This window comes from Gottfriedia sp. NPDC057991, assembly GCF_042886615.1.
GTDB lineage: Bacteria > Bacillota > Bacilli > Bacillales > Bacillaceae_G > Gottfriedia.
In genome coordinates this window covers 650,754-658,785 of sequence record NZ_JBHVQN010000003.1, presented here as the reverse complement: position 1 = coordinate 658,785, position 8,032 = coordinate 650,754, and the positions used below count along the sequence as shown (strand labels likewise).

Annotated in this window: 5 protein-coding genes; all 5 read right to left on the bottom strand. The window is 33.6% G+C overall.

Going from position 1 to position 8,032, the window contains the following annotated elements:
- Positions 1–626 precede the first annotated feature (626 nt).
- The gene (gyrA, locus tag ACFVR2_RS14500; protein WP_387362764.1) at positions 627–3,134 is read right to left on the bottom strand and encodes a DNA gyrase subunit A; all 2,508 of its coding nucleotides are present in this window, start codon (positions 3,132–3,134) and stop codon (positions 627–629) included.
- A gap of 69 nt (positions 3,135–3,203) precedes the next feature.
- Positions 3,204–5,123, bottom strand: coding sequence for a DNA topoisomerase (ATP-hydrolyzing) subunit B (gene gyrB / locus ACFVR2_RS14495; protein WP_387362825.1), 1,920 nt, complete (start codon positions 5,121–5,123; stop codon positions 3,204–3,206).
- Positions 5,124–5,221: 98 nt separating this feature from the next.
- The gene (gene recF / locus ACFVR2_RS14490) at positions 5,222–6,343 is read right to left on the bottom strand and encodes a DNA replication/repair protein RecF (protein ID WP_387362762.1); all 1,122 of its coding nucleotides are present in this window, start codon (positions 6,341–6,343) and stop codon (positions 5,222–5,224) included.
- Between the two features lie 17 nt (positions 6,344–6,360).
- A complete protein-coding gene (gene yaaA, locus ACFVR2_RS14485; protein ID WP_069033635.1) occupies positions 6,361–6,579 on the bottom strand; it encodes a S4 domain-containing protein YaaA in 219 nt (72 codons plus the stop codon).
- Between the two features lie 217 nt (positions 6,580–6,796).
- A complete protein-coding gene (gene dnaN, locus ACFVR2_RS14480) occupies positions 6,797–7,942 on the bottom strand; it encodes a DNA polymerase III subunit beta (RefSeq protein WP_387362759.1) in 1,146 nt (381 codons plus the stop codon).
- Between the last annotated feature and the right edge of the window lie 90 nt (positions 7,943–8,032).

The following is an 8,032-nucleotide window of genomic DNA, read 5'->3' as shown; positions in this document are numbered from 1 at the left end:
TCAAACTCTCCATAAAAGTTAAGTTTAAATCTTGTATTGCTCAAAAAACTAATAATTGACGTTTACTTCATGTTTTGTTTAGTTTTCAAAGTTCATTTTGTCGTCCGTATCTCTTGGCGACTTCTATATAATAACAAATCTAACAACCCTGGTCAATAGTTTTTATAAAATAATTTCAAAAAAAAAAATAAAACATTACACTTCATTAAAATTCCCTTCAACTCAAGCATTTATCCTCCTATCTAAAGTAGTACATAATGGAGATATACTAATCAAAATAGTAATAATAAAACCGTAATCTAATAGTAGAAAGTATTTCCGGTGCTTACTCCATTTAACTGGATTGTGTTATAAGTTAACTTAAAATCTTAATACTGTACCATAAGTGAAAATATCAACCAATTTGATTAGCTCCAAAATGATCTAATGCTAAGCCACATTAGGGCGATGGATATTTTGAAATCTCTTTTTTGTTTTTTAAATTAGGTGTACACTCAAGCACTCATTTTGTATATGAAAGGATCCATAATTCTTCCACCCGATTCTCAATGATTAACACATCAGTATACAATTTTAAAAAAAAAAGAGAGAACCTACTTGTTCTCTCTTTACTAGTCACTACTATATTATTCTTCTGTTGTTTCAATATCATCTTCGTTTTCTAGAGTCGTTAATTCAGCTTCATTTTCAGCTTCTTCATCAATTTCCTCTTCTTCTTTCGCAGCAATCGCTACAGTCGCAACATGACCTTCATGATCAAGTTTTATTAATTTAACACCTTGAGTAACTCGACCTAAGCGAGAAATTTGTTCAATTGGCATACGGATCATTACACCAGACTCAGTTATTAACATTAAATCTTGTTCGTCACTTACACATTTTAATGAAATCATTTTACCGTTTTTATCCGTAACATTAAGCGTTTTTAAACCTTTACCACCACGGCTTTGAATTCGGTATTCTTCCTGTGCAGTTCGCTTACCATAACCTAGTTCCGTAACAACAAGAATATCTAAGTGTTCTTCAACAACTTCCATTCCAACAACATAATCATCATCAGAAAGTGTAATTGCTTTAACACCCGTTGCCGTTCTTCCCATTGATCTAACATCATCTTCATTAAAACGGATCATCATACCTTTTGAAGTACCGACAACAATATCTTTTGTTCCGTCAGTTAAACGTACCGATATTACGTCATCATCTTCTTTTAAATTAATTGCAATTAATCCGTTAGTGCGAATGTTTGCAAAGGCAGATAAAGGTACACGTTTTGCGATTCCTTGTTTTGTTGTAAAGAATAGGTACCAATTCTCTAAAAATTCACTTACTGGAATAATAGCATTAATATTTTCATCTCGATCGATTTCTAGTAAGTTTACGATAGGTAATCCTTTAGCTGTACGACTATACTCTGGAATCTCGTAACCTTTTGAACGGTATACTTTTCCCTTATTCGTAAAGAATAAAATTGTATCATGTGTTGAAGGTGTTAGTAAGTGTTCTAAGAAGTCATCATTATTAGTACCCATCCCTTGAATACCACGTCCACCTCTACGTTGTGATCGATAAGTAGAAACTGGAAGACGTTTAATATATCCATTATGAGTTAAACTTACAATGATATTCTCCACTGGTATTAAGTCTTCATCTTCAATGATTTCAAGTCCACCAGGAACAATTGCTGTTCTTCGTTTATCATTATACTGCTCTTTTAGCTGAGTTAATTCTTCTCGAATTATTTCAAGAACTCTTTCCTCATCCGCAAGAATTGCTCTTAATTCTGCAATTAACTTGATTAGCTCTTGGTATTCTTCTTCAATTTTTTCGCGCTCTAAACCTGTTAAACGTTGTAACCTCATATCTAAAATTGCTTGTGCTTGCTTTTCAGATAAATTAAAAGTTTCCATTAAACCATTTTTAGCGATTTCTCCTGTTTGAGAAGCTCTAATTAAGCTAATTACCTCATCTAAATGGTCTAAAGCAACCTTCAAACCTTCTAAAATATGTGCACGCGCTTCTGCTTTTTCTAACTCAAACTTTGTTCTACGTTTAATAACAACAATTTGATGGTCTAAATAGTGTTTTAAACAGCTCTTTAGGGATAGAACTTTTGGTTCACCATTTACAAGTGCTAATAAATTAATACCAAAACTTGTTTGAAGTGCAGTTTGTTTATATAGATTATTTAAAAGTACATTTGCGTTCGCGTCTCTTCTAACTTCAATGACAACACGCATACCATTTCGATCAGATTCATCGCGTAAATCAGTAATACCTTCTATTTTCTTATCTCGAACTAGTTCAGCAATTCGTTCAACAAGCTTAGCTTTATTTACTTGATATGGTAACTCTGTAACAATAATTGTTTGTCTACCATTTGCTTTTTCTTCAATTTCAACTTTTGCCCTAATAATGATAGAGCCTTTACCAGTTTCATAGGCCTTGCGGATACCGCTTTTACCTAGAATCATACCTGATGTAGGAAAATCTGGCCCCTGAATATATTCCATTAATTCTTGTGTAGTGATTTCTGGCTCTTTACTTAATGCAAGAACACCATCAATTATTTCACCTAATTGGTGCGGAGGAATATTTGTGGCCATACCAACCGCTATACCCGTTGCTCCGTTTACTAACAAGTTAGGGAATCGTGCAGGAAGAACGATTGGCTCTCTTTCTGAACCATCGTAGTTATCTTGAAAATCAATCGTGTTTTTATTAATATCACGAATCAATTCCATCGAAATTTTAGACATTCTAGCTTCTGTATAACGCATTGCCGCCGCCGCGTCTCCATCAACTGATCCAAAATTCCCATGGCCATCTACTAACATATATCTGAAGTTAAAGTCCTGAGCCATACGTACCATTGTTTCATATACAGCAGAGTCACCATGCGGGTGATACTTACCAATTACTTCACCAACGATACGCGCTGACTTTTTATAGGCTTTATCAGCTGTCATACCTAAATCATTCATTGCATATAAAATTCTTCTATGTACAGGCTTAAGGCCGTCTCGTACATCTGGTAACGCTCGAGAAACAATTACACTCATTGCATAATCTAGGAAGGAATTACGCATTTCATGACTAATATTTATTTCTTTAATTTGTTGATTTTCACTCAACATCGGCACCTCCCTTTAGTTTCCGTATCTACCTGAGAAAAGGAGCATAAAGCTCCTTACAAATACTTATTAAATATCTAAATTCTTTACATACTTAGCGTTATCTTGAATAAAGTTACGTCTTGGCTCTACTTTTTCACCCATTAATGTTTCAAACGTTTCATCCGCTTCGATCGCATCTTGAAGGTTAACTTGTAGTAACGTTCTAGTTTCTGGATTCATTGTAGTTTCCCATAACTGTTCAGGGTTCATTTCACCTAGACCTTTATATCGTTGGATAACAGGTTTTGGTACTGCATTTAAAGTCGACATAATTTCATCCATTTGTCGATCATTATAAGCATATTGTATTTTTTTCCCTTGCTGGATCTTATATAAAGGTGGTTGAGCAATATAAATATAACCACTTTCAATGATTTGACGCATATAACGATATAAGAACGTTAACAATAATGTACGGATGTGGGCACCATCTACATCAGCATCCGTCATCAATATAATTTTATGATATCGTGCTTTCTCGATATCGAAATCATCACCGATTCCAGTACCAAAAGCAGTAATCATTGAACGAACCTCGTTATTTGATAAAATTTTATCAAGTCGAGCCTTTTCTACATTAATAATTTTTCCACGTAAAGGAAGAATTGCTTGGAAGTGACGGTCTCGTCCTTGTTTAGCACTTCCACCCGCTGAATCACCCTCAACGATATAAATTTCGCTAATAGAAGAATCTTTTGAAGAACAATCAGCTAATTTCCCAGGTAAACTTGATACTTCTAAAGCACTTTTTCTTCTTGTTAATTCACGAGCCTTTTTAGCAGCAACTCGAGCCCTAGCCGCCATTAAACCTTTTTCAACTATTTTTTTAGCCTCTGTCGGATTCTCTAATAAAAACTTTTCAAGCTTTTCTCCAAAAACTTGCTCTGTAATCGTACGAACTTCACTATTACCCAACTTAGTTTTTGTTTGTCCCTCAAACTGTGGATCTGGATGTTTAATAGAAACGATCGCCGTTAATCCCTCACGTACATCCTCACCCGATAAGTTGCTATCTTGATCCTTAATTAAACCATTCTTACGACCATAATCATTAATAACACGAGTTAAAGCTGTTTTAAACCCAACCTCGTGCGTACCACCTTCGTGTGTATTAATATTATTCGTGAATGAGTAAATATTACTTGTATAGCTTTCGTTATATTGAAGTGCAATTTCTACACTAATTCCATCTTTTTCACCAATAACAAAAATTGGTTCGTCATGTATTACTTCTTTAGAACGATTTAAATGTTCAACGTAAGATTTAATTCCACCTTCATAATGGAATTCTTTCTTTTGTTTATTTTCTCTAAGGTCTTCAATTGTTAAGCGAATACCTCTATTAAGGAACGCTAATTCTCTTAAACGGTTTGCTAATGTATCAAAGTCATAAACTGTCGTTTCAGTGAAAATTTCTGCATCAGGTTTGAAATGAGTAATTGTACCCGTAACATCAGTTTCACCAACGATACTCATATCTGCAACAGGTATACCTTTAGAAAATTGTTGATAATAAATAGTACCTTCACGATGTACATGAACTTCTAGCAAAGTAGACAAAGCATTTACTACTGATGCACCTACCCCGTGTAATCCACCAGATACCTTGTATCCACCACCGCCAAATTTTCCACCCGCATGAAGTACCGTCATAATTACTTCTAGTGCAGGTCTACCCATTTTTTCATGGATACCTACTGGAATCCCACGGCCATTATCTTTAACTGTAATACTATTATCTTCTTCAATTATTAAATTAATCTCATCACAGTATCCAGCCAATGCCTCATCTATACTGTTATCAACGATTTCCCATACTAAGTGATGTAATCCTTTTCCGCTCGTAGAACCGATATACATACCCGGTCTTTTACGTACGGCTTCTAAACCTTCAAGAACTTGAATCTGATTTTCATCATAATTATGTTCTTGCATTTTTTGATCCATTGTCATGAACACTCACCTACTTTTTTTATTTTACATAAAAGAATTAGTAAATTTCAGCTATGCTTATTAGGCGGCGTAGTAGAAATTTCATAAATTATTTATCGAGAAGTACTTATAATTGTTCCATGTGAAACATTTATAATATTAGCCTGTTTTATCGTTTCGTGCTGAATTCCGTCTACACTTGTTGTTGTGACAAAAGTCTGTACTTTATTTTGAATTGCATTTAATAAATGTGTTTGACGATAGTCATCTAGCTCTGAAAGAACATCATCTAATAAAAGAATAGGATATTCTCCAACTTCCTCTTTAATCAGTTCAATTTCTGCTAGTTTTAATGAAAGAGCTGTTGTCCGCTGCTGTCCTTGCGATCCAAAAGTTTGAACGTTTTTATCATTTACCATAAAAACCAAATCATCTCTATGCGGACCCAGCAATGTAGTACCTCTTGATACTTCACGCTCTTTTTCAGCTTCGAATAGTTTTATGTACTCATCTTCCATTTTCGTCAAATCTGTTAAATCTGATACATTAATGCTTGGTTTATATATAATTTCTAGCTTTTCGGTCTCTCTAGAAATTTGACTATGAATAGGCGATGCCCAATCCTGTAGTAATTTGATGAACGAAATTCGTTTTTCAATTATTTTTATGGCATGTTTTACAAGCTGAGATGTTAGGACTTCAAGCATTAAATAGTTCCGTTCTCGGCTAGTTTGTAATGTTTTTAGTAGTGAATTTCGCTGTTGGAGGATTCTTTGGTACTGACTCAGTTCATGTAGGTAAACAGGCGAAACTTGTCCTAGTTCCATATCTAGGAATTTACGACGCACTTGCGGACTACCTTTTACTAAATGTAAATCCTCCGGTGCAAACATAACGACATTCATCACGCCTATATATTGACTTAACTTCATCTGTTCAAGATGGTTCAGCTTTGCTTTCTTACCTTTCTTTGAGAGGATTAGCTGTAGTGTTACTTGCTGATTTTTTTTCTGTAACGTACCCTTTATTGTACCATATTCTTCATCCCAACGTATCATTTCTTTGTCATTACTTGTTCGATGGGACTTTGTTAAAGCTAGCACATAAATGGATTCCATTAAATTTGTTTTACCTTGAGCATTCTCACCAATAATGACATTTACATTATTTTGAAAATTTAATTCAAGGTTTTCATAATTACGGTATTGTTTTAGTTGTAAATCTTTAATATACAATGGGATTCCCCCAAAACTTATGAAGTTATAATATATGAACCTTTTCCAGTTATAGAAATTGTATCATTTAAAACTAATTTTTTTCCTCTTCTATTCTCAGGTTCATTGTTCACAAAGATTTCATGCTCCGATAGAAACCATTTAGCCATTCCACCTGTATCAATTACACCCGCAAGCTTTAAAAATTGACCTAATGTAATATACTCTGTATTTATTTTAACTTTTTCTGTTTTCATTTTTATCACCCTCATTTATCCATTCCTTAATTGTACTAAACTTCTGTAAGAAAAAAAACACTTAACCCTTATTTTGTCTATTAAGTACAAAAAGACTGACCTAAATGTACTATGCACTCCCCAAACAAATTTGTAGAATAAATTCTTTATTCATTCTGCTCGTTGGAGATTGCTAGTGCATTCTATTAGGTCAGCCCCTTTCGATAGAATTTACTAACTAGTATGTGCGAACTGGTAAAATTAATTGCAATGTTCTTGAATCATTTACAGTACGAATTAAAAACGGTCTCATAGCTCCTGTAAATTGAATATAAATTTCTGGGCTTTCAATTGCTTTTAATGCATCCATAACATACTTCGCACTAAAAGAGATTTTTAACTCTTCACCTTTAATATCCTCGCAAACAATTTCGTCTACTACTTTACCGATTTCAGGAGAATAAGAAGAAACATTGACCACTGAGCCACCAACTGTTTCTAAGTGAACAACATTATTTCTACCTTCTCTTGCTAATAAAGAAGCACGATCAATTGCTTGTAGGAATTCTTTAGTCATTACAGTTAGTTCCGTTTTACTTTCACTTGGAATTAACTTTGAGGTATCCGGATAATTACCTTCTAATAATCGAGTAAAGAACAATAGATGTTTTGTCTTAAATAAAGCTTGATGTTCTGTTAAGACGATTTCTACTTTTTCATCATTGTCATCTAGAATTTTACTTAATTCATTAAGACTTTTCCCAGGAATTACTACGCTAGCTTTAAATTCACTTGTTATAAAACTTTCGTCGATTTTTGCTTGCCTTAAAGCTAGTCGATGGCTATCTGTCGCTATACACGTTAAATCACCATTTTCGATCTTCCAGTTTACACCGGTTAAAATTGGTCTAGTCTCTGAAGTTGATACTGCAAATACTGTTTGACGAATCATAAATTTTAATAAATCTGCAGAAATAGAAATTGTTTCATGTTCTTCAATTTGAGGAAGTAGTGGATATTCCTCAGAGTCAAAACCATTTAAACTAAATTCGGTTTTTCCCGCTCTTATTGTTGTTACATAATTATTATCAGACTCCAATTCGACAAAATCTGAAGGTAATTTTTTTACAATATCACTAAAATATCGAGCATTTAATACAATGCTTCCAGATCGCTTTACATCAACTAGTTGTTGATCATCTAATACTGTTGGTAAATAAGATTCTATAGATATATCTGAATCACTACCTGTGAAAGTTAGACCTTCATTTGTAACGACTAATTTAATTCCAGTTAAGATTGGAATAGTTGTTCTTGATGAAACAGCTCTCATAACTTCTTGTACAGCTTTAACAAGATGATCTTTTTGTACAGTAAATTTCATTGTTTGTACTCCTTATATAATTTATAAAATAATATAGTAATAGTAGTAGGGCCTGTGAATTTGTGGATAACTATATTTTAGTAAAGAAAA

Bases quoted from the DNA above. Each gene is read 5' to 3' on its own strand.
- dnaN (WP_387362759.1), bottom strand. From the start codon at position 7,942: ATGAAATTTACTGTACAAAAAGATCATCTTGTTAAAGCTGTACAAGAA.
- gyrB (WP_387362825.1), bottom strand. From the start codon at position 5,123: ATGGATCAAAAAATGCAAGAACATAATTATGATGAAAATCAGATTCAA.
- yaaA (WP_069033635.1), bottom strand. From the start codon at position 6,579: ATGAAAACAGAAAAAGTTAAAATAAATACAGAGTATATTACATTAGGT.